Source organism: Microbispora siamensis (genome assembly GCF_016863095.1).
GTDB lineage: Bacteria > Actinomycetota > Actinomycetes > Streptosporangiales > Streptosporangiaceae > Microbispora > Microbispora siamensis.
Map to the genome: position 1 here is coordinate 86,075 of NZ_BOOF01000042.1, position 19,050 is coordinate 105,124.

Here is a 19,050-nt window from a genome sequence, read left to right on the forward strand (position 1 = left end):
GGCTGACGGATCAGCCGACCACCTTCTTGAGCGCGTCACCGAGGGCGCTGGCCTCGTCCGCGGACAGCTCCACGACGAGTCGGCCGCCACCTTCGAGAGGGACCCGCATGACGATGCCCCGTCCTTCCTTGGTGACCTCCAGCGGACCGTCACCGGTCCGCGGCTTCATCGCCGCCATGCGTGTATCCCTTCCCGCGTTGTCGGCCGCCCCGGAGGGTAACCGGCGTATTCACGTTTCTGTGATGTTCTATTATCCCGCCTCCGAGCTCAAAAAGGTAACGGCCCGGATCCGGTCAGTGGATCAATGCGGCGGGACACGCGTTGTGGGCGGACCGGACGTGACCCCACACTGGGTGGGGTGAACGCCCGAGCCGCGCTTTTCGATCTCTATGGGGACCACCTTCGCACCCGTGGCGGCCGTGCCTCCGTGGCCGCGCTCGTGAGGCTGCTCGCGCCGCTCGACATCGCGGCGCCGGCCGTCCGTACCGCGATATCCCGCATGGTCCGGCAGGGCTGGCTCGACCCCGTACGGCTGCCGCAGGGACCGGGGTACGCGGTCACGCCGAAATGCGAACGCAGGCTCGACGAGACGGCGGCCCGCGTCTACCGGCGGGGCGACACACCGTGGGCCGGCCGCTGGCACGTCCTCGTGCTCGAACCGGTCAGGGACCGGGCGCGGCGCGAGCGGCTGCGCGCCGACCTCGCCTTCCTCGGGTACGCCCCACTGTCGGAGACGACCTGGATCGGCCCGCGGCCCTCGCCGGAGCTCGACGCGCTGCGGATCCCCGGCCACCGGTTCGACGCCGCGTACGAGGGCGACCCGCGCGACCTGCTCGCGCGCGCGTGGGACCTGGACGCCATCGGCAGCGCGTACGAGGATTGGCTGGCCAGCGCGGCGGACCTGGTGGGCTCGCTGCCGGAGGACGCCCCGGACGATCGGGTCTTCGCGGTCCGCAGCAGACTGGTGCACGGCTGGCGCAACTTCCTGTTCCGCGACCCCGGGCTGCCCGCCGACCTGCTGCCGCCGGGCTGGCCGGGTGAGAAGGCGCGCACCTTCTTCGAGCAGGAGGCCGCCCGGCTGCTGCCAGCCGCCGCCGCGTTCGTCGAGCGCAATCTGACCACGAGCTGATGACGACCTGAATGGAGCCGCCCGAGATGACCGTGACGTATGACGTCGACGAAGCCGTCGCCACGATCACGCTGAACCGCCCCGACGCGATGAACTCGCTGACCGTCGCGATGAAGACCGCCCTGCTCGCGGCCGTGCGGCGGGCCGCAGACGACGCGTCGGTGCGGGCCGTGCTCCTGACCGGCGCGGGCCGGGCCTTCTGCGCCGGGCAGGACCTGCGCGAGCACGCCGACAACCTCGACCGGGGCCTCGGCCTGGCGAACACCGTGCGCGAGCACTACAACCCGGTCGTGCTGGCCGTCGCCACGATGGGCAAGCCCGTCGTGGCCGGGGTCAACGGGGTGGCCGCCGGGGCGGGGGCCTCACTGGCGTTCGCGTGCGACTTCCGGGTGGCGGCCGAGAACGCGAAGTTCTCGATGGCGTTCACCGGGATCGGGCTCGCGCCCGACTCCGGCGCGTCCTGGACCCTCCAGCGGCTCGTCGGCCCCGCGCGCGCCCGGGAGATGCTGCTGCTCGGCGACGTCGTGGACGCGACCAGGGCTCTGGAGCTCGGCCTGGTCGGGCAGGTGGTCCCGGCCGACCGGCTGGCGTCCGCCGCCCGCGACCTCGCCGTACGGCTCGCGCAGGGGCCCACCCGGGCGTACGCCGCGACCAAGGCGGCGCTGGATCACGCGGCGTCGTCCTCCCTCGCCGAGGCGCTGGAGCGGGAGGCGGAGCTTCAGGACGAGTGCGCGGCCACCGCCGACCACGCGGCGGCGACCAAGGCGTTCCTCAACAAGGAGCGGCCCCGCTTCGAAGGCCGGTAGGCGCTTCGAAGCCATCAAACACAGCGAGGGCCGATAGGCGCCTCGAAGCCATCAAACACGGCGAAGGGCGCTGACCTGGGCGGTGACGGCCTCGCGTACGTGGCAGTCTGCGACGTGGTCGTTCACCAGGCCGATGGCCTGCATCAGGGCGTACGCCGTGGTGGGGCCGACGAAGCGGAAGCCCTGCTTCCTGAGCTCCTTGGCCAGCGCCGTGGAACCGGCGGTGCGGGCCGGGACGTCGGCGAGGGTGGCCGGGACCCTGCCGGGCTCCTCGGCGTACTTCCACACCAGCGCCGACAGCCCACCCGGCACCTCCAGGGCGGCGCGGGCGTTGGCGACGGCCGCCTCGATCTTGGCGCGGTTGCGCACGATGCCCGCGTCGGCGAGCAGGCGCTCCACGTCGACCTCGTCGAAGACCGCCACCGCCGGGATCGAGAACCCGGCGAACGCCTTGCGGAAGTTGTCGCGCTTGCGGAGGATCGTCAGCCACGACAGGCCGGACTGGAACGCCTCCAGCGTGATCCGCTCGAAGACCAGGTCGTCCCCGCGGACCGGACGGCCCCACTCCTCGTCGTGGTAGGCGACGTAGTCGGGCGACGTGCCCGCCCATCCGCAGCGGACCAGCCCGTCGTCGTGCACTGTCACCATGCCTCTTCCGCGTCGGCGCGGTCGCCGTCCCAGCCCTCGCGGGCCGTGGCCGAGGGCACCTCAGGCTCACGCTCGGCCCGGCTCCCGGCGTCGTCCGCCTGCTTCGTTTCGGCCTGCTTCGTCTCCTCGCGGGCCTGCGGCCGCGCGTAGGACAACTCGGCCACGCGCTGCTCCAGCACCGCGATGCGGGTGTCGCGCTCCCCGAGCGCGACCGAGACGCGGTGCAGCGTCTCGTCCACCGCCTGGGTGCTGTAGCCGACGAGTCCGATCGGCAGTTGGAGCGCGATCAGGTCGGCGGGAGTCATCTGACCGGCCGCGGGCAGGTCGAGCGGCGGCGCGTCAGGGGGGAACTCCGCCATCTCGCCGCCGTGTCCCAGCGAGACCATGACCACGCAGGCGATCACGGCGAGTCCGGCGATGACGAGTACGACCAGCACATACGAATCGTGCCACAACTCTTTTGCGTGCGAGCATGGAAGCATGACGCGCGTGATCGGGCCCGACGACGAGATCGAGCCCGGCTGGGTCGAGGCCGCCTCGCTGCCGGAGGTGTCCGCGCTGGCCCGGGCGGGACACACCGTCGTGGTGACGCTCCCCGGCGACGAGACCGAGGCGATCGCGGCCGCCGCCGCCTACGCCTGGGCGGGCGCGAGCGTCTTCCGGACGTCCCACGACGTACGGCAGGCCCTCGACATGACCGAGGCCCTGCTGGGCCGCCGTCCCCCCGCCCTGACCCGCCGCGGCCTGGCCTGATCAGGACTCGCCCAGCTCCTCGCCCGTGGGGCTGAGGTGGAGGGCAGGCCGCTCCAGCAGGTCGAGCGCCTCCTCCACCGTGGTCGCCCACGAGATCGCGTCGAACACGTTCGGCCGTGTGAAGCCCTGCTCGTACATGCCGTCGACCAGGTCGCGCAGCGGCCTGTACAGGCCCCACGGGTCGAGGACGACCAGTGGCCGCTCGTGCATGCCGAGCACCCGGGAGGTCCAGATCTCGAACAGCTCCTCCAGGGTGCCGATGCCGCCCGGAAGCACGAGGAACGCGTCGGACCTGGCGTCCATGATCCCCTTGCGCTCGCGCATGTCGGCGGTGACGATCAGCTCGGCGGAGTCGGTGTCGGCGATCTCGACGTCGACCAGGGCCTGGGGGATCACGCCGACCGTGTGGCCGCCGCCGTCGCGGACGGCCCGGGCGACCTCGCCCATGCAGGAGACGATGGCGCCCCCGCTCACGAGGCCGTGGCCGCGGCGGGCCAGTTCGGCGCCCACCTCCCGGGCGAGGTCGAGGTACTTCCGGTCGATCTTCTGGCTGGACGAGCAGTACACGCAGACGAACACATCGCAACCCTACTGAGTGGCGGCGCGCCGGTCGGCCTCCACGATGAGACGCACGGCCTCGTCGGGGTCGTCGGTGACCGAGACCAGCTCCACGTCCTGCGGCGAGACCTTCCCGGTGGCCAGCAGCGTGTCGCGGATCCAGTCGATCAGCGGCGACCAGAACGAGACGCCCATCATGATCACCGGGAACGAGGTGACCTTCCGCGTCTGCACCAGGGTCAGCGCCTCGAACAGCTCGTCGAGCGTCCCGAACCCGCCGGGCAGGGCCACGAACCCGCTGGCGTACTTGACGAACATCGTCTTGCGCACGAAGAAGTAGCGGAACTCGATGCCGAGGTCCACATAGTCGTTGAGGCGCTGCTCGTGCGGCAGCTCGATGCCGAGGCCGACCGAGATGCCGCCGGCTTCGAGTGCGCCCTTGTTGGCCGCCTCCATCACGCCGGGACCGCCGCCGGTGATCACCGCGTAGCCCGCCTTGGCGAGCGCCGCGCCGAGCTTCACCCCGAGCTCGTACTCGGGGCTGTCGGGACCGGTGCGGGCCGAGCCGAAGACGGTCACCGCCGGGGGAAGGTCGGCGAGGGCGCCGAAGCCCTCGACGAACTCCGACTGGATGCGCAGGACGCGCCAGGGGTCTTCGTGGAGCCAGCCGGTGGGGCCGCGGCGGTCGAGCAGGCGCTGGTCGTGGGTCGAATCCGGGACGAGGCCGCCGCGGACCAGCGACGGACCCTGCCGGCGTTCGGGTCGGGTGTGGTTCATGACGGTCACGCTAACGGTCGGGGCCGGGAACGATGCAAGACGCACGCACTGCCCGGGCGCCCGCGTCCCAAACGCCCCGCGGCGCGCCGAAAAGAATCTTGAAAAAGATCCTCGGAAGGATGGAACCGGTCGTCGCCGAGGCTCCGTCTAAGAAACGAGGGTGCTGCTCGGGACGAAAGTGGCTTTCCCCACCAAATGGCCGGTGAGGAAAGCCACTTTCTTCTATCTACGGCCAGTTCTACGGCCGGTTTCTGCGGCCGGTCGGGCTCACTCGCCGAGCCAGGCCGTCATCCGCCGCTCGCTTTCGACGATCTTGGCCAGGCTCACGTTCTCCCCCGCCGTGTGGGCGATGTCCGGGTTGCCCGGGCCGCAGTTGACGGCGGGCATCCCGAGGGCCGAGAACCTCGCGACGTCGGTCCAGCCGAGCTTGGCCCGGGGCGTGCCGCCGATCGCGGCGGCGAACGCCGCGGCGACGGGGTGGGTGAGCCCCGGCCGCGCGCCCGGCGCTCCGTCGGTGAGCCGCACGTCGAAGCCGTCGAAGACCTCCTGGACGTGGGCGAACGCCTCCTCCAGGGTGCGGTCGGGGGCGAAGCGGTAGTTCACGGTCACCACGCACTCGTCCGGGATCACGTTCCCGGCCACGCCGCCGCGTACGGCCACCGCGTTGAGCCCCTCGCGGAACTGAAGGCCGTCCACCACCGGGCGCCGCGCCTCGTATCGGGAGAGGACCTCCAGGACCGGCGCGACGCCGTGGATGGCGTTGACGCCCTCCCACGACCGGGCGCTGTGCGCGCGTACGCCCTTCACCGTGACCTCGGCGCGCAGCGTGCCCTGACAGCCGCCCTCGATCAGCCCGTCGGTCGGCTCCATCACGACCGCGAAGTCACCCGTGATCCATTCGGGGTGCGTGCGGGTGAGCCGCAGCAGGCCGCTCCGCTCGGCCTCGATCTCCTCGCAGTCGTAGAAGACGAAGGTCAGGTCGCGGTTGGGCTCGGCCAGCAGGCAGAGCTTGAGCTGGACGGCCACGCCGCTCTTCATGTCGGACGTCCCGCAGCCGTACAGCACACCGTCCTCGACCCTGCTCGGCAGGTTGTCCGCCACCGGGACCGTGTCGATGTGCCCGGCGATCACCACGCGCTCGGCCCGGCCGAGTTCGGTCCGCGCCACCACCGCGTCGCCGTCCCGCAGCACCGTCAGGTGCGGCAGCGGATCGAGCGCCTCCTCGATGGCGTCCGCCAGCGCCTTCTCCGCGCCGCTCACCGATTCGATGTCCACCAGCTGCGCCGTCAGCGCGCCCACGTCCTGGGCAAGGTCAAGCCGCATGCCATCCGACCTTAATCCACGGGTTCACGCGATCTGCACGGTGGCGACGGGCTTGGCGTCCTTGCGCCAGCCGTCGTGCCCGCTGGCGGCCGTCCAGGTCACGCCCGCGAAGCGCACCTGGCGCAGGCCGTACTTCTGCGCGTGGGTGACGTACCAGGCGGCGATCAGCCAGCCGCGCTTGGGCGCGGAGTCCGAGCCGAGCGCCCGCACGAGCTGCTTGCGCGCGGCGTCGGGCTGCGGCGAGACCGGCTTGTCGGACGGGGGATACCAGCAGTGGACGGCCTGGGGCACGCGCCCCATGAACGCCGCCGAGAGGATCTTGGCGTTGTACTCGTGGTCGGCGTAGGCCGAGCCGTCGGCGGAGCGCTGCACGGCCTGGGCCGCCTCGTGCAGCGGCAAGGTCCGGTAGTGCTTCACCTTCTCCAGCGCGGCGAAGAACTTCCGCGCCGCGTAGACCGGGTCCTGCAACTGCTCGGCCGTCCCCCAGCCCTGCGAGGGCCGCTGCTGGAAGACGCCCACCGAGTCGCGGTCGCCGTACGGCAGGTTGGCCAGCTTGGACTCCTGGATCGCGGTGACGTAGGCGATCTGGAGGGCGCGTTCGGGCAGCTTGCGCCGCACCGCGACGGCGGCGATGGTCGCGGCCACCTGGGCCTGCTCGATGTCGAGGTCGAGGGAGCCGTCCGGGGTCTTGATCATGCAGTGTTCGCCGAGAGCGAACGGCTCGGTCCGCTTCAGCAGGTGATAGGCGCCGTAGAAGATGGCCCCGCCCAGCAGGACGACGATGACCATGACGGTCACGACAGGTTTGGTAAGGCGCCGTTCCACGTAGCAGAACCTACCCGTGTGATCAGGGCAGCCGATCCACTCGAATGGAACCGGGAGTGAGCGGGCGGGCGTAGGACGCCTCCCACTGGCCGCCCTGCACACGCTGGAACGACAGCAGGCGGCCGTCGCCCGCCCGGTAGTCGGCGAAGTCGAGCAGGCCGCGCTCGGGCAGACCGGTGGTCCCCTCGGAGCGGAAGGCGGCCGTGCCGCGCTCGATGGGATAGAACTCCAGGCCGTCCACGATGAGCATGTGCCTGGCCGGCACCATGCCCTGGGTCGGCACGTCGGTCCATAACAGGACCTCCAGGTGGAGGGGCTCGCCCTCCTTGCCCGGCCGTTCCTCGACCGACAGCCAGTTGTAGCGCCGGGCACCCTCGTCCAGCAGATACTCCGTCCACTTCTCGCCCTGCATCGTGCAGTGCAACGCGCCGACGGCCCGATAGCGGGCGGCCTCCACGTAGACGGTGTCGCCCACCCTGATCGTGCGGGGATCGAAGAAGTCGGAATCGGCCGCGGGGTCACGCGGCTGCGATTCTCCCGGAGCGGCGGGCGGGGTGCGGACCGGCTCGCGCGCACGCGTGCGCCGGGCGGTGGCGAAGGCGCCCAGCACGACGACGACCGTGGCGAGGCCCAGCACGATCACGATCGCTGTCGTCATGGCGCGCGATCCTACTGGAGGCGGCTCACCGCCGCATCGACGCGCTCGTCCGTGGCGGTGACGGCGATGCGGACGTGGCCGCGCCCGGCGGCGCCGTAGAACTCGCCCGGCGCGACGAGGATGCCCCGCTCGGCCAGGGCGCGCACCTGGTCCCAGCAACCGGTGCCGTCGGTGGCCCACAGGTAGAGCCCGGCGTCCGAGTGCTCGATGCGCCAGCCGGCCCGCTCCAGCGCGGGCCGCAGCACCGCCCTGCGCCGGGCGTACCGCTCCCGCTGCTCGTCGGCGTGCGCGTCGTCGTCGAGCACGGCCGCCGTCGCGGCCTGGACCGGGGCGGGCATCATCATGCCGGCGTGCTTGCGCACCTCCAGCAGCCGCCGTACGAGCCGGGGGTCGCCGGCGACGAAGCCGGCGCGGTATCCGGCGAAGTTCGACCGCTTCGACAGCGAGTGGACCGCGAGCAGGTTCTCGTGGGAGCCCTCGCACACGTCCGGGTGGAGGACGGAGACCGGGTGCTCCTCCCAGCCCAGCTCGATGTAGCACTCGTCGGACGCGACGATCGCACCGCGCTCGCGCGCCCACGCGACGACCTTGCGCAGGTGCTCGGCGGGCAGGACCCGCCCGGTGGGGTTGGACGGCGAGTTCACCCAGACGAGGGGCACCCGCTCGGGGCCCAGCGCGAGGAGCCCGTCGGTCGCGTAGGGCTCGGCCCCGGCCAGCCTCGCGCCCACGTCGTAGGTGGGATAGGCGAGCTCGGGGAAGACCACGCGCTCGCCCGGCCGGACGCCGAGCAGCGTCGGCAGCCAGGCCACCAGCTCCTTGGAGCCGATGGTCGGCAGCACGTCGGCCGGGTCGACCGTGACGCCGTGCCGCCGCCGCAGCCAGCCCGCGGCCGCCTCACGCAGCCGCGGCGTGCCGTACGTCAGGGGATAGCCGGGGCTGTCGGCGGCGGCGGCGAGCGCCTCACGGGCGACCGGGGGCACCGGGTCGACCGGCGTGCCGACCGACAGGTCGACGATCCCGCCGGGATGCGCCCGTGCCAGGTCCTGATAGGGCACGAGCCGATCCCATGGGAAGTCCGGCAACGCAAGCAAAGAAAATCCCCCAGTCGTCACGGACCGCGCTGATCGAATGCGCTGATCAGGCGTCGGTCAGTGGTCCTCACCCTGCGGCGGGAGCGCCGCGACCAGCGGGTGATCCTTGTTGATCTTGCCGACCTTCGAGGCGCCGCCGGGCGACCCCAGCTCCTCGAAGAAATCGACGTTGGCCTTGTAGAAGTCCTTCCACTGCTCGGGAAGGTCGTCCTCGTAGAAGATCGCCTCTACGGGGCACACCGGCTCGCACGCACCGCAGTCCACGCACTCGTCGGGGTGGATGTAGAGCATGCGTTCGCCCTCGTAGATGCAATCGACGGGGCACTCCTCGATGCACGCCTTGTCCAGGACGTCCACGCAAGGCTGCGCGATGACGTACGTCACCTCGGGCTCCTTCTGGGTTGCACGGCTCGACCGCGGGTTGCTAGCCCTAGTATTGCGGTGCCTGCCGACTAGCCGGAACAGGAGGGGGGCAATCGTCGTGGCCCCTCGGCTCGGAGCCCGTCTCGTGGTCGCCATCACCCCCGCCGACGTGGGCAAACGGGTGACGACGCGGCGCAGAGTGCCCGGCGGGCACCGGGACGCCGTCGGCGTGTTGGAATCCTGGCACGACGGGGTGCTCACCGTACGGAAACGGGACGGAAGCCTCGTCGAGATCGCCGAGGACACCCTGGCCGCCGCCAAGGTCGTGTCCGGTGATCTTTCGCCGTAGCGAGGATCGGCCAGATGGATGCATCGCAAGGCCGAGGAGGAGCCCATAGCGGAGCTATGGGCGTCTTTCCCGGGCCCCGCGGAAATTCCGAGCCTGCGAGGAATTTTCGTGGGTGGGGCGAGAACGCAGCGAGGCGCCATCTGGGCGACCGCAGTAGGCTGGAAAGATCACCGGACACGGCCAAGGTCGTGCCGCCCGCGCCGCCTGCCCGGTAATCCCCCCGCGCCCGGTAATCGGCGTGCATGACGTGGACGCCGACTCGGTAATGGCCCAGCGCGCCGCCGCGAACGACCGCCGCGGCGCGGGGAGCATACGCCGCGTGACCATACGTGCCTGCGTCGTGACGATCTCCTCGGCGGCCCTCCTCCTGTCCGCGGCCTCCGCGTGCTCGAAGCCGTCGTCGTCGGACAAGCCGCTGCCGCCCCTGAACCCCCAGGCCGACAGCCTGGAGTCCGGGTTCGGCACCATGGACAGGCTCGTCGAGGCGGCCAAGAAGGAGGGCGCGCTCACGGTCGTGGGCCTGCCCGGCGGCTGGGTCGGCTACAAGGAGATCATCGCCCGCTTCTCCGACAAGTACGGGATCAAGGTGACCTCGATCGTGCCGGAGGCGAGCAGCAAGCAGGAGATCGACACCGCGGCCCGCCTGAAGGGGACGAATCAGGCGCCGGACGTGTTCGACCTCACCCTTGAGGTCGCGGTCGCCAACGCCAAGCTCTTCGCGCCCTACCGGGTGACCGGCTGGGCGGACATCCCCGACGAGGCCAAGGAGCAGCGGGGACGCTGGTACGCCGCCTACGGCGGATACATGTCGATCGGCTACGACCCGAGGAAGGTCCCCGCCCCCGCGTCGTACGGCGCGCTGGTCAGGCCGGGGACGATCGTGGCGCTGCCGGGCGACCCGCGCCGGGTGGCGTCGGCGTTCAGCGCCGTGATGGCGGCCTCGCTCGGCAACGGACTGCCGGACGCCGCGCGGGGCGTGGACCTGTTCGCGCGGCTGAAGAAGGGCGGCATGCTCGGCCGGCCCGACCAGGCGACCGCGGTCGTGGACTGGGACTTCATGAACGCGGCGCGGGCCGCCTCCGGCCGCGGCGCGGCGGCCTGGCGGGTGACGATCCCCAGGAACGAGGTGCTCGCCTCCTACTACATGCAGGCGATCAGCGCCGACGCGCCGCACCCGGCCGCCGCCCGGCTGTGGGAGGAGTTCCTGCTGTCCGACGAGGGCCAGAACCTCTTCCTCAAGGCGTACGCGCGGCCCGCCCGGATGGAGGCGATGGAGATGCGCGACACGCTGGACGGGGACGCCGCCGCCCGGCTGCCGGAGGCGTCCGGCGACCCGGTGATCCTGAACATCCCCGAGCAGGATCAGGCCAAGTCATACGTGACCGCGCATTGGGCCCAGGCAGTCGGCTGAGCCACTCGATCTCGCAGAGGCGACGGAAGCCGTAAAGTGTGTCGTTATCCCAGCAGTCTCACCAGTCGGCATGAGATTGCGGCAATCCCGACACCGGGCACCACGTGTCAGAATGCGAGCCGATCTTGAGGTACGAAACTCCCAGTCTCACCCGATGGAACGCTCGCGCCTACGACAGCTCCTTCGGCTACGTCTCGGCTCAGGGCGCGCCACTGGTGGAACTGCTCGACCCGCGCCCCGGTGAGCGCGTGCTCGACCTCGGGTGCGGCACCGGTGTGCTCACCGCCGACATCGCCAGGCGCGGCGCCCACGTGCTGGGCATCGACGGCTCCCACTCCATGATCGAGCAGGCCATCGCGCACCATCCCGGACTCGACTTCACCGTGGGCGACGGCTACGACTTCACCGTCGCCCAGCCGTACGACGCGGTCTTCTCGAACGCCGCGCTGCACTGGATGAGCCGCGACCCCGACGCGGTGATCGACTGCGTGCGGGAGGCGCTGCGGCCGGGCGGCCGGTTCGTCGCCGAGATGGGCGGCGCGGGCAACTGCGCGGCCCTGACCTCCGCCGTGCTCACCGCCTGGCGTGAGTACGGCCTGCCCGAGCCCGAACTGCCGTGGTACTTCCCCAGCCCGGCCGAGTACGCCCACCGCCTGGAGAAGGGCGGCTTCACGGTCCGGCTGCTGGAGTATTTCGACCGCCCCACCCCGCTCGACGAGTGCCCGAACGGCGCGGCCGACTGGGTCCGGATGTTCGCCGGCTCGCTGCTCGACCGGGTTCCCCCGGCGGCCGTGGAGCCGCTGCTGCGCCGGGTCAACGAGCTGGCCGCCCCCGCCCTGCGCCGGGAGACCGGCTGGATGGCCGACTACGTCCGCCTCCGTTTCGCCGCGGAACGTCACTGACATCTCCACCACGACGGGGCGATTTGCCAGACTATGGACTGGTCTTTGTGAGTGATGGGGAACGCATGAACTTCTGCCTGAGTGACCTCGTGCCACCGCTGCGCTGGAGTGACGCTGCCCGCATCACGACCCTGGCCGACCGGCCCGGCCTGCCGGACGCGTGGTGGCGGACGCTGCCCCTGCACCGGGTGCTCGCCGTCCTGGACGCCGAGGCGCTGGGCGACCTGCTCACCGAGCTCGCGCTCGACCACTGGCCGGCGGCGGCCGTCGGCGACGTGCTGCCCGCGCTGCACGTGCTCGATCCCGACGAGGCCGACGACCCCCAGGTCGCGATCGCGCTCGACCGGGCGGGGTCGTGGCACGGCCTGCTCGCGCTGTCCGGCCGGGAACTGGCCGACCAGCCGTTCGTCAAGGCCCGCCCCGTGCTGACCGCTCTGTTCACCGCCGTGTTCTTACGGATGTCCCCGGACGAGGCCGAGCCTGTCTCCGAGCCGATATCCGAGCGGGTCGAGGATCCTCCGGACGAAGAGGTCGCGGAACAACCGGAACACGAGGTCCCGGACATCCCCGAGCTGATCGACGCCGCGTTCGGCGGCCTGGACGACCAGACCTGGATGGTGGCGCAGAACCGGGTCTTCGCCGACGAGCCGTCCGACCCCGAGCAACTGGCCAGGCTGCTGGCCGTCCACCCCGCCGTCATCCACGATCTCGAAGCGGCCCTGCGTGACCGGCTGTCCCGCTGGCTCGCGCTGCCCGAGGCGAAGCCGTACAACGAGCATCTGGCCTGGCTCACCGACACCTTCGGAGCCGCGGTCCCCAAGGAGCGGTTCGTCACGGCGGCCGAGTGGCACGGGCGCGAGCTGCGCTCGCTGGAGGTGCCCGCCTGGCGGTTCGTGCTCGCCACGCTCCCCGGCCACCGCCTCTTCGGCGACTGGCTCGTGGCCGGCGACATCGAGGAACTGCGGGAGAGGACGCGGAGCCTGATCGCCTCGGCCGAGCGCCCGCCGACCGTCCCCCGGGCACTGGAGATGATCGGCTCTCTCGGCATCCGTCCCGACGTCGCGAGGCAGTGGCTGGAGAGCGTGCCGCAACTGCGCGCCCAGAAGGCGTCCGAGATCGCCCCTGACCGGCAACAGGACCGGCAACAGGACCGGCAACAGGACCGGCAACAGGACCGGCAACAGGTCGGGCTCAAGGACGTGGCGCTGACCCGGCGGTGCTTCCGGCAGCCGGACGGCAGGTGGTGGCTCAGGGTGGACGTCTCCGGCGACCACCTCCAGGGCGGCGAGGTCCCACTGCCCAGCGGGTTCGCCGCGTACGTCGGCCTCGCGCCGGGCGAGGACCGCACCGTGCGCAGCGCCGCCGGTGAGGTCGGCCTCTCCTGGCACGCGCGGCCGGCCCTGGGCTCCCTGCAGCGGATTCTCAGCGAGGTCTCGGCCGAGGAGGGCAGCCACATCTTCCTGACCCTGTCCGAGGAGGGCATGCTGCGCGTACGGCACCTGCCGGCGGCGAACGGCGGTGACGAGACGAGCCGCGCGCTGCGCCTGGTGGGCTACACCGCGCCGAGCGGCACGCCCGAGCAGGCGGCGCGGGTGATCGCGACGCGTGTCGGACTCTCCGCGCCCGTCGGGCGGCCCGAACTCCTCGCGCGGCTGCGAGAACGCGGGGACCGCGACCTGCTGACCCTGCTGGGATAGCCGATGCCCCGGCTCGCGATCTCCCCGGAGTTCCTGCGCGGGCTCGGCGCGCTCACCCGGCCGGTCCGCCGGGACGTCGCCGTCGCGGTACGCCGGTTCCTGCTGAACGCGTCCGCCGCGCCGCACCCCGAGAGGGTGCGCAACTGCCGCGACCCCCGGGTCGCCACCCTGCGGCTGGCCGACCGCCACCGGGGGGTGGTGGTGCGGCAGGAGGACGTCTACTGGCTGCTCACCGTGCTGCCGGACGCCGAGGCGTGGTCGTACGCGCAGCGGCATAGGGTCGGCGTCAACACGGCCATCGGGATCGTCGAGACCTGGGACGCCGAGGCGCTGGAGCGGATCGAGCCGGCCCTGCGCCGCGCGTCGGAGACCGGCGGCCGGCCGCTGTTCGAGAACTGGTGCGACAACGACCTGCTGAACATCGGCATCGACCCCCGCCTGCTGCCGCTGCTGCGGCTGATGACGTCGGAGTCGCATCTCGCGGCCGTGGAGCCGCTGCTTCCGCACAGCCAGTACGCGCCGCTCGCGGCGCTCGCCCGCGGCGGCTCGCTGGCGGCGGCCTGGCGCGAGCTGGACGCCTGCCGCTCCCGCGTCGCCGACGAGATCGACCCGGAGGACCTCCTGGCGGCGCTGCGGCGCAGCCCCGACCGGGCCGCGTTCGCCGCCGACGCCGCCGAGCTCGAGCGCATCCTCACGCTGCCCGGCTGGTGCACGTTCCTCTATCCCCCGCAGCACACGTACGCCAACTGGCCGGCGTACGAGCAGCCGGTGCTGATCACCGGGGGCGCGGGCACCGGGAAGACGGTCATCGCACTGCACCGGGCGGCCCTGCTGGCCCGCGCGGCCACCGGCCCGGTGCTGCTGGTCACGTTCTCGCAGAGCCTCGCGACCGAGCTGTCCGCGCGGCTCGACATGATCATCGACGACGAGGTGGTCCGCAAGCGCGTCGAGGTGGGCAACGTCGACAGGATCGCGCACCGCATCGTCGCCGAGGCGGAGGGCCGCGCCCCCGCCCTCGTCTCCTCCGACGACCTCGCCGAGCTGTGGCAGGAGGCGGCCGGCAGGCGCTTCGGCAGCGCGTTCCTGCTGCGCGAGTGGGAGCAGGTGATCCTCGCGCAGGACCTGCGGACACTGGAGGAGTATCAGGCCGCCGCCCGGCCGGGCCGCGGCGTCCGGCTCGACGCCGAGGCCAGGACGATGGTGTGGGAGGCCGTCCAGCAGGTAGTACGGCGGCTGCGGGAGTCCGGCCGGCGCACCCTGCTCCAGCTCGCGTCGGAGGCGGCGGGCCTGCTCGGGCGGGCCGTGGGCGACCTGCTGGGCGACGAGGCGCCGGGGCGGGAGCCGTACCGGCACATCGTGGTGGACGAGGCGCAGGACCTGCACCCCGCCCAGTGGCGGCTGCTGCGGGCGGCGGTCCCCGCCGCCCCGAACGACCTGTTCATCCTGGGAGACCCGCACCAGCGCATGTTCGACACCCGGGTCGCGCTGGCGGACGTCGGCATCCCCGCCCGCAGGTTCCAGCTGAAGATCTCCCACCGGCTGCCCACCGAGATCCTGTCGTGGGGAGTGCGCCTGCGAGGCGGTGGTCCGGCCGACGGCCTGGTCGCGGGCAACGCCGCGATGTACGGCTACCGCGCGCTGGATCACGGCACGCGCCCGATGGTGCGCGGGTACGTGAACGCGGAGGCGGAGATCGCCGGGCTCGTCTCCACCGTGGCCGAATGGCTGGAGGAGGGCGTGCCGACCGCCCAGATCGCGGTGGCCGCGCGCACCTCCGACCTCGTGCGTACCGCGCGCACCGCACTACGCGAAGCGGGCATCACGGTCAAAGTCACCTCCCTTCACGGCATGAAAGGGCTGGAATTCCGCCGGGTGGCCGTGATAGGCGTGGCTGACGGAATCGTGCCGGCGCCCGACGCGCTGACCCCGGCCGACGAGGACCCGACGGCCCGGGCGCACGATCTGCAACGCGAACGGGGGCTGCTCTACGTGGCGTGTACGCGGGCGGGGGAGCTGCTCTACGTGTCCTATTCGGGGCGCGCCAGTCCCTTCATCCCGGCCTGACGTCCGATCCCCTAGTCTGAACTGCGGATATATTCCCCTTGCCGGTTGGACCTGCATGAATCTCAGCCTTAGCGACATCGTGCCTCCGCTGCGCTGGACCGCGCCCAGCCAGGTAGAGCCGATCGCGAGCGACCCCGGTCTTCCCGACGCGTGGTGGCAGGCGCTTCCCCTCGACCGGGCCTGTGCGGCGGTGGGAACCGGCCAGGTCGCCTCCCGGCTCGCCGACCTCACCATCGCCTGCTGGGCGCACCTGGTCCTCGGCGACATCCTCCCGCTGCTGAGGTTCACCCACCCCGAGGAGAGCCTCCAGACGCCTGGCCCCCGGGAGAGCGTCCACGACCTGTACGTCGACGTGATCGACAAGCTGCTGGCCACCGAGCCCGCGCGGGAGCCGGCCGGGGCGCCGGTCCCGCCGGCCCTCCCCGAGCGGCCGATGCCCGAGATCATCGACGAGATCTTCGCCCGGCTGGACGACCGCCAGCGGGCCATCGCACGCGACCGGCTCTACTTCGACACCTCCCAGCAACCGGGCCAGGCCCAGCGGGCCACGCTGGACGAGCTGGCCCAGCGCTTCTCGGTCACCCGGGAGCGCATCCGGCAGATCGAGCGCGACCTGCGCGACCACGTGATGGACTGGCTGAACGGCCCGTCCGCCGCGCCGCTGAACGCCCATCTGTCCTGGCTGCGCACCCGGCTGGGCTCGGCCGTGCCCGCCGACGACCTCGCCGCCGCCGTGCCGTGGCACCGCACCGAGCTGATCACGCTCGCGATCCCCGCCTGGCGGTTCGTCCGTACGCTCCTGACCGGGTACGAGCAGGTGGACGGCTGGCTGGTCGCGGGCGGCGCGGACGAGCTCAGGGAGAAGACCCGGCAGCTGTTCACCGACGGCCCCCGGCCGCTCGAGGAGGCGGTCTCCCTCGTCGCCCAGCTCGGCATCCGGGAGGACGTCGCCGAGCGCTGGCTGGCGTCGGTGCCGCACCTGCGGGTCATGGAGGGCCACGTCGTCCCCTGGCCGCGCAGCATGGGAGACAAGGCGGAGGCCGTGCTGGCGGTCGCCCGCGCCCCGCTCGCGCCCGAGGAGATCCAGACCCGCATCGGCGAGGACTACAGCCTCGTCGGCATCCGCAACCAGCTCGCCTCGGACGAGCGGTTCATCCGGCTCGACCGCAGTAAGTACGGCCTGCGGCGCTGGGGCGGCGACGAGTACCTCGGCATCCGGGAGATGATCATCCGGGAGATCGAGCGCGCGGGCGGCGAGGCGTCCGTGAGCACGGTCGTGGACAACCTCACCTCCCGCTACGACGTGAGCGAGAGCTCCATCAGGGCGTACGCCGGAGGGCCCGGGTTCGAGCGGACCCAGCGCGGCTACATCAGGGTGGCCGCCCAGGACCAGGCCGAGCCGTACCAGCCGCGCCGGGACGTCTCGATGACCCGCCGCTGCTTCCGCAGCAGGGACGGCCGCTGGTGGCACCGTGTCGACGTCAACGCCGAGCACCTGCGCGGCTCGGGCTCCCCGCTGCCGACCGGTTTCGCCGCGCACCTCGGCATGGCGCCCGGCGGCCAGCTCACCGCCTCCACCGCGTCGGGCGAGGTGGTGATCAGCTGGCACAACCAGCCGACCATCGGCTCGATCAGGAACGTTCTCGCCGAGTACAACGCGTCCGAGGGCGACCACGTCTTCCTGACGGTCTCCGACGGCGGCGAACTGCTGACCCGCTTCCTGCCCGTGGCGGGGGCCGGGCTGCCCGCGATCAACCAGGCGCTGCACCTGATCGGGTACACCGCTCCGGTGGCGTCGGAGGCCGAGGGCCTGCGGCTCATCGGCGCCCGCATCGGTCTGCCCGAGGGGGCCGCCCGCGAGGAGATCCTCGACCGCCTGCGCGAACGCGGCGACCGCGACATCCTGCGCTTCCTGACCTGACACGGGGGTGGGAGAGATGTCGGGGGCAGCACGTAGGCTCGGAGCATGTTGCGGCTCCACGACACCCTGAACCGGCAGGTCGTGCCCGTCGCCCCGGCCGGCTCGCGGATCCTGCGGATGTACACCTGCGCCGCGCACGGGCCCGCCGGTCTCGCCGACCTGCGCCCCGCCCTGCTCGCCGACCTGGTCCGCCGCGTCGCCGAACGCGCCGGGCTGCGGGTGCTCGCCTGCCGTAACGTCTCCGACCTCCTTCACCCGGACGGCGGTAACGGCGATGCCGCGTCTCTCGACGCCGACACGCTCGCGCTCAACATGCGCGCCCCCGAGCACTCCCCCAGGACCAGCGAGACGATGGGCCTGGTGATCGAGCTCATCGGGCGGCTCATCGAGCGCGGCCACGCGTACGCCACCCCGGAGGGAGCGGTGTTCTTCGACGCGGCGTCCTTCCCCACGTACGGCGAGATCTCCGGCAAGCCGGGCTCGGCGTCCGACTGGCCCCTGTGGGAGCCGCTGCCGGGACCGGCCGACGGCGGCGCCGGAGCGGTCTGGGACGCGCCCTGGGGCCGCGGGCTCCCCGGCCGCGACATCGAGTGTTCTGCCACGCCGCTGCGGTTCCTCGGCCCGCGCTTCGACCTGTACGTGGGCGGGGCCGACCTGTGCTTCCCCCACCACGAGAGGGCGCGGGCCCAGTCGAACGCCGCGACAGGTCAGGAGGCGGCCGTTCACTGGGCGCACTCCGGGCGCCTGCTGTTCGAGGGCCGCCCGGCAGGCATCGGAGACGCCGTGCCGCTGTCCGGCGTCGTCGCCGCCGGTCTCGATCCCCTCTCCGTACGGCTGGCCTTGCTGGAGCAGCACTACCGGCGGCCGGTCGACCTCACCTGGGACGCGCTCCGCGCCGCCGACGAGGAACTGCGGCGGCTTCGGCGGCGAGTCGCCGAATGGGCGGAGTCGCCGAGCCGCCCGATCGACGACGCCCACGCCGAGCGCGTCCAGCGGGCGCTGGACGACGACCTCGACACGCCCGGGGCGCTACGCCTGCTGCGCAACCTGGAGGCCGACGAGTCGGTCGCGCCGGGGGCCAAGTTCGAGACCTTCCTCCACTTCGACCACGTGCTCGCCCTCGACCTGCCCGCCGACATCGGCCGCATCTGACGGGCACTCCCCGCGTACGCCGGACGGGCCGGCTCCGGCGCCCGTCCGTTTGTCGGGCGTGGTTCTCGATGTGGACGGGCTTGGTTCTCGATGCGGTCGGGCTTGGGCCGACCCGGCAGCCCCCGCTCCTTTCGTGCACGAGTGCAGCCCGGCAGCTCAACCTGTCGCTCCAACAATTCGCTGCTCAAAGAGTGTGCGAGGCGCGACGGCGTGAAAGAATTCATACAAGTATTCGAATCTAGCGAGGAGGATCGCGATGGATCTGTTTGCTGTCGATCCCGACCGCTCTCCTCGTTCGAATAATGCTGGTGGCGACTGGTGGGATCGGTTGACCGCCGACTCGCCGTTGTGGGCGTCCGGGGACTCACGTGCCTGCGGCTGTGGAGCCGGGAACGAGGAGGTCGCGGACGATGCCGGTGCTGCGGATGGCTCGGAAGCCGGTGCTTGTGGGTCAGGCGCCGGTCGAGACCGGGCCCGGTCGTCGTGGGTGTTGGTGGGTTCTCTTCGTGAGTCGGCGCAGGAGTTGGCGCTGACTCCGCTTCCGGAGGATGTGGACATCTGTCTGGCCGAGGCCGAGGAGTTGATGTTCGCGCGGGATCGGATCACCTCCGCGTTGGCTGATC

Annotated in this window: 21 protein-coding genes and 1 pseudogene; 11 read left to right on the forward strand and 11 right to left on the reverse strand. The window is 71.9% G+C overall.

Annotated features, from left to right (window positions below; all coding sequences use genetic code 11):
- Positions 1–10: 10 nt before the first annotated feature.
- The gene (locus Msi02_RS31990; RefSeq protein ID WP_076433904.1) at positions 11–178 is read right to left on the reverse strand and encodes a DUF3117 domain-containing protein; all 168 of its coding nucleotides are present in this window, start codon (positions 176–178) and stop codon (positions 11–13) included.
- 126 nt (positions 179–304) lie between these two features.
- Between Msi02_RS31990 and Msi02_RS31995 the strand changes: the two genes are divergently transcribed.
- Both Msi02_RS31995 and Msi02_RS32000 read left to right on the forward strand, forming a co-directional pair.
- A complete protein-coding gene (locus tag Msi02_RS31995; RefSeq protein ID WP_239108901.1) occupies positions 305–1,129 on the forward strand; it encodes a PaaX family transcriptional regulator in 825 nt (274 codons plus the stop codon).
- Positions 1,130–1,218: 89 nt separating this feature from the next.
- Positions 1,219–1,869 (forward strand): annotated as a pseudogene (locus Msi02_RS32000) (enoyl-CoA hydratase-related protein); the annotation flags it as partial.
- Here the strand turns inward: Msi02_RS32000 and Msi02_RS44640 are convergent.
- The 3 genes from Msi02_RS44640 to Msi02_RS32010 all read right to left on the reverse strand — a co-directional run bounded on the left by Msi02_RS44640 (position 1,848) and on the right by Msi02_RS32010 (position 3,020).
- Positions 1,848–1,907, reverse strand: a complete 60-nt coding sequence (locus Msi02_RS44640) for a hypothetical protein (protein ID WP_373308325.1) — start codon at positions 1,905–1,907, stop codon at positions 1,848–1,850. The pseudogene Msi02_RS32000 and the gene Msi02_RS44640 sit on opposite strands and share 22 nt — an antisense overlap.
- Positions 1,908–1,986: 79 nt before the next feature.
- Complete coding sequence (locus tag Msi02_RS32005; protein WP_204051630.1) at positions 1,987–2,583, reverse strand: DNA-3-methyladenine glycosylase I; 597 nt, start codon at positions 2,581–2,583, stop codon at positions 1,987–1,989.
- The gene (locus Msi02_RS32010; protein ID WP_079319399.1) at positions 2,577–3,020 is read right to left on the reverse strand and encodes a hypothetical protein; all 444 of its coding nucleotides are present in this window, start codon (positions 3,018–3,020) and stop codon (positions 2,577–2,579) included. The genes Msi02_RS32005 and Msi02_RS32010 overlap by 7 nt, the downstream gene beginning before the upstream one ends.
- Positions 3,021–3,063: 43 nt before the next feature.
- Here Msi02_RS32010 and Msi02_RS32015 point away from each other — a divergent pair, with 43 nt between their 5' ends.
- The gene (locus Msi02_RS32015) at positions 3,064–3,336 is read left to right on the forward strand and encodes a hypothetical protein (protein ID WP_193204847.1); all 273 of its coding nucleotides are present in this window, start codon (positions 3,064–3,066) and stop codon (positions 3,334–3,336) included.
- Here the strand turns inward: Msi02_RS32015 and Msi02_RS32020 are convergent, their stop codons facing one another.
- The 7 genes from Msi02_RS32020 to fdxA form a co-directional block, all read right to left on the reverse strand.
- On the reverse strand, positions 3,337–3,915 hold the full coding sequence (locus tag Msi02_RS32020) for an LOG family protein (RefSeq protein ID WP_204051631.1): 579 nt from the start codon (positions 3,913–3,915) through the stop codon (positions 3,337–3,339).
- 9 nt (positions 3,916–3,924) lie between these two features.
- On the reverse strand, positions 3,925–4,671 hold the full coding sequence (locus Msi02_RS32025) for an LOG family protein (RefSeq protein ID WP_204051632.1): 747 nt from the start codon (positions 4,669–4,671) through the stop codon (positions 3,925–3,927).
- A gap of 267 nt (positions 4,672–4,938) precedes the next feature.
- The gene (gene dapE / locus Msi02_RS32030) at positions 4,939–5,994 is read right to left on the reverse strand and encodes a succinyl-diaminopimelate desuccinylase (RefSeq protein ID WP_204051633.1); all 1,056 of its coding nucleotides are present in this window, start codon (positions 5,992–5,994) and stop codon (positions 4,939–4,941) included.
- Positions 5,995–6,018: 24 nt separating this feature from the next.
- Positions 6,019–6,783, reverse strand: coding sequence for a hypothetical protein (locus Msi02_RS32035; protein ID WP_308441846.1), 765 nt, complete (start codon positions 6,781–6,783; stop codon positions 6,019–6,021).
- 58 nt (positions 6,784–6,841) lie between these two features.
- A complete protein-coding gene (locus Msi02_RS32040; RefSeq protein ID WP_204051635.1) occupies positions 6,842–7,477 on the reverse strand; it encodes a DUF4178 domain-containing protein in 636 nt (211 codons plus the stop codon).
- Between the two features lie 11 nt (positions 7,478–7,488).
- Positions 7,489–8,568 (reverse strand): succinyldiaminopimelate transaminase, encoded by a 1,080-nt coding sequence (gene dapC / locus Msi02_RS32045; RefSeq protein ID WP_079319407.1) that lies wholly within the window; start codon positions 8,566–8,568, stop codon positions 7,489–7,491.
- A gap of 57 nt (positions 8,569–8,625) precedes the next feature.
- Positions 8,626–8,952 carry a ferredoxin gene (gene fdxA, locus Msi02_RS32050; RefSeq protein ID WP_030507471.1) on the reverse strand — a complete coding sequence of 109 codons (327 nt, stop codon included), beginning with the start codon at positions 8,950–8,952 and terminating at the stop codon, positions 8,626–8,628.
- 97 nt (positions 8,953–9,049) lie between these two features.
- Between fdxA and Msi02_RS32055 the strand changes: the two genes are divergently transcribed.
- The 8 genes from Msi02_RS32055 to Msi02_RS32090 form a co-directional block, all read left to right on the forward strand.
- Positions 9,050–9,280 (forward strand): putative acetyltransferase, encoded by a 231-nt coding sequence (locus Msi02_RS32055; RefSeq protein ID WP_204051636.1) that lies wholly within the window; start codon positions 9,050–9,052, stop codon positions 9,278–9,280.
- A 319-nt stretch (positions 9,281–9,599) separates the two neighbouring features.
- On the forward strand, positions 9,600–10,691 hold the full coding sequence (locus tag Msi02_RS32060) for an ABC transporter substrate-binding protein (protein WP_204051637.1): 1,092 nt from the start codon (positions 9,600–9,602) through the stop codon (positions 10,689–10,691).
- Positions 10,692–10,816: 125 nt separating this feature from the next.
- Entirely contained in the window at positions 10,817–11,593 is a 777-nt protein-coding gene (locus tag Msi02_RS32065; RefSeq protein WP_183542493.1) for a class I SAM-dependent methyltransferase, read from the forward strand.
- 65 nt (positions 11,594–11,658) lie between these two features.
- The gene (locus tag Msi02_RS32070; protein ID WP_204051638.1) at positions 11,659–13,290 is read left to right on the forward strand and encodes a hypothetical protein; all 1,632 of its coding nucleotides are present in this window, start codon (positions 11,659–11,661) and stop codon (positions 13,288–13,290) included.
- A 3-nt stretch (positions 13,291–13,293) separates the two neighbouring features.
- The gene (locus tag Msi02_RS32075; protein ID WP_204051639.1) at positions 13,294–15,354 is read left to right on the forward strand and encodes a UvrD-helicase domain-containing protein; all 2,061 of its coding nucleotides are present in this window, start codon (positions 13,294–13,296) and stop codon (positions 15,352–15,354) included.
- 55 nt (positions 15,355–15,409) lie between these two features.
- Entirely contained in the window at positions 15,410–17,275 is a 1,866-nt protein-coding gene (locus Msi02_RS32080; protein WP_204051640.1) for a sigma factor-like helix-turn-helix DNA-binding protein, read from the forward strand.
- A gap of 45 nt (positions 17,276–17,320) precedes the next feature.
- On the forward strand, positions 17,321–18,427 hold the full coding sequence (locus Msi02_RS32085; protein ID WP_204051641.1) for a cysteine--tRNA ligase: 1,107 nt from the start codon (positions 17,321–17,323) through the stop codon (positions 18,425–18,427).
- A gap of 256 nt (positions 18,428–18,683) precedes the next feature.
- The coding region (locus tag Msi02_RS32090; RefSeq protein WP_204051642.1) for a hypothetical protein at positions 18,684–19,050 on the forward strand (367 nt) is incomplete at its 3' end.

Excerpts from the sequence above, each read along its gene's own strand:
- Msi02_RS32075 (WP_204051639.1), top strand. The coding sequence starts at position 13,294 with ATGCCCCGGCTCGCGATCTCCCCGGAGTTCCTGCGCGGGCTCGGCGCG.
- Msi02_RS32005 (WP_204051630.1), bottom strand. The coding sequence starts at position 2,583 with ATGGTGACAGTGCACGACGACGGGCTGGTCCGCTGCGGATGGGCGGGC.
- dapE (WP_204051633.1), bottom strand. The coding sequence starts at position 5,994 with ATGCGGCTTGACCTTGCCCAGGACGTGGGCGCGCTGACGGCGCAGCTG.
- Msi02_RS32035 (WP_308441846.1), bottom strand. The coding sequence starts at position 6,783 with ATGGTCATCGTCGTCCTGCTGGGCGGGGCCATCTTCTACGGCGCCTAT.
- Msi02_RS32015 (WP_193204847.1), top strand. The coding sequence starts at position 3,064 with ATGACGCGCGTGATCGGGCCCGACGACGAGATCGAGCCCGGCTGGGTC.
- Msi02_RS32025 (WP_204051632.1), bottom strand. The coding sequence starts at position 4,671 with ATGAACCACACCCGACCCGAACGCCGGCAGGGTCCGTCGCTGGTCCGC.
- Msi02_RS32040 (WP_204051635.1), bottom strand. The coding sequence starts at position 7,477 with ATGACGACAGCGATCGTGATCGTGCTGGGCCTCGCCACGGTCGTCGTC.
- Msi02_RS31990 (WP_076433904.1), bottom strand. The coding sequence starts at position 178 with ATGGCGGCGATGAAGCCGCGGACCGGTGACGGTCCGCTGGAGGTCACC.
- Msi02_RS32080 (WP_204051640.1), top strand. The coding sequence starts at position 15,410 with ATGAATCTCAGCCTTAGCGACATCGTGCCTCCGCTGCGCTGGACCGCG.
- Msi02_RS32085 (WP_204051641.1), top strand. The coding sequence starts at position 17,321 with ATGTTGCGGCTCCACGACACCCTGAACCGGCAGGTCGTGCCCGTCGCC.
- Msi02_RS31995 (WP_239108901.1), top strand. The coding sequence starts at position 305 with ATGCGGCGGGACACGCGTTGTGGGCGGACCGGACGTGACCCCACACTG.
- Msi02_RS32070 (WP_204051638.1), top strand. The coding sequence starts at position 11,659 with ATGAACTTCTGCCTGAGTGACCTCGTGCCACCGCTGCGCTGGAGTGAC.